General features: G+C 62.3%; 1 protein-coding gene. It reads right to left on the bottom strand.

Annotated features, from left to right (window positions below; genetic code table 11):
• A complete protein-coding gene (gene ahcY, locus E1202_RS31085; protein WP_132686874.1) occupies nt 1-1,458 on the bottom strand; it encodes an adenosylhomocysteinase in 1,458 nt (485 codons plus the stop codon).
• Nucleotides 1,459-1,465: the final 7 nt, after the last annotated feature.

The raw sequence follows: 1,465 nt of genomic DNA, 5'->3' as shown, positions 1-1,465 counted from the left end.
TCAGTAGCGGTAGTGCTCGGGCTTGTAGGGGCCCTCGACGTCGACGCCGATGTAGGCGGCCTGTTCCTTGGTCAGCTTGGTCAGCTTCACGCCCAACGCGTCCAGGTGCAGACGCGCGACCTTCTCATCCAGGTGCTTCGGCAGCACGTAGACGTCCTTGCCGTACTCACCGGGCTTGGTGAACAGCTCGATCTGCGCGATCGTCTGGTTGGTGAAGCTGTTCGACATCACAAACGACGGGTGGCCGGTGGCATTGCCCAGGTTCAGCAAACGACCCTCCGACAACACGATGATGGAGTGCCCGTCGTCGAAGGTGTACTCGTGGACCTGCGGCTTGATCTCCTGCTTGGTCACACCCGGCGTCTTCTCCAACCCGGCCATGTCGATCTCGTTGTCGAAGTGACCGATGTTGCCCACGATCGCCTGGTGCTTCATCTTCGCCATGTGCTCGGCCTTGATGATGTCGTAATTACCCGTCGTGGTGATGAAGATGTCCGCGTACTCCACGACATCCTCAAGCGTCTTGACCTCGTAACCCTCCATCGCCGCCTGCAACGCGCAGATCGGATCGATCTCGGTCACGATCACCCGGGCACCCTGACCCCGCAGCGACTCCGCAGAACCCTTACCCACATCACCAAAACCACAGATCACCGCGACCTTGCCGCCGATGAGCACATCCGTGGCACGGTTGATGCCATCCACCAGCGAGTGCCGGCACCCGTACTTGTTGTCGAACTTCGACTTCGTCACCGAGTCGTTGACGTTGATCGCCGGGAACAACAACCCATCGGCCTTCACCAACTCATACAGCTTGTGAACACCGGTGGTCGTCTCCTCGGTCACACCCTTGATCTCCGCCGCCAGCTTCGTGAACCGGCCCTTGTCCGCCGCCACCGACTTGCGCAGCGTCTCCAGAACGACCTTGAACTCCTCCGGGTCCTCCGCGCTCGGCTGCGGCACCGCACCCGCGGCCTCGAACTCCACACCCTTGTGCACCAGCAGAGTCGCGTCACCACCGTCGTCGAGGATCATGTTGGCGACCCTGCCGTCACCGAAGTCCCACAACTGGTCGGTGCACCACCAGTAATCCTCCAGCGTCTCGCCCTTCCACGCGAACACCGGAACACCCGCCGGAGCCCCCGGAGTCCCCTGACCCACCACGACCGCCGCAGCGGCCTCATCCTGGGTGGAGAAGATGTTGCACGACACCCACCGCACCTCAGCACCCAGCGCGACCAGGGTCTCGATCAGCACCGCCGTCTGCACCGTCATGTGCAGCGAACCCGCAATCCGAGCACCCTTCAACGGCTGAGAAGCCGCGTACTCCTTCCGCGTGGCCATCAGACCCGGCATCTCGTGCTCGGCCAACCGAATCTGGTGCCGACCCGCCTCGGCCAAACCCAGATCCTTCACGGCGAACTCCAGGCCGTTGACCTTCTGCAACTTGACGCTCATGACTTCC

Origin of the sequence: Saccharopolyspora karakumensis (assembly GCF_004349225.1) — a bacterium.
GTDB classification, from domain to species: Bacteria; Actinomycetota; Actinomycetes; order Mycobacteriales; family Pseudonocardiaceae; genus Saccharopolyspora; species Saccharopolyspora endophytica.
Note: the sequence above shows the minus strand (reverse complement) of the source record. Positions and strands in the feature narration are given on the sequence as shown.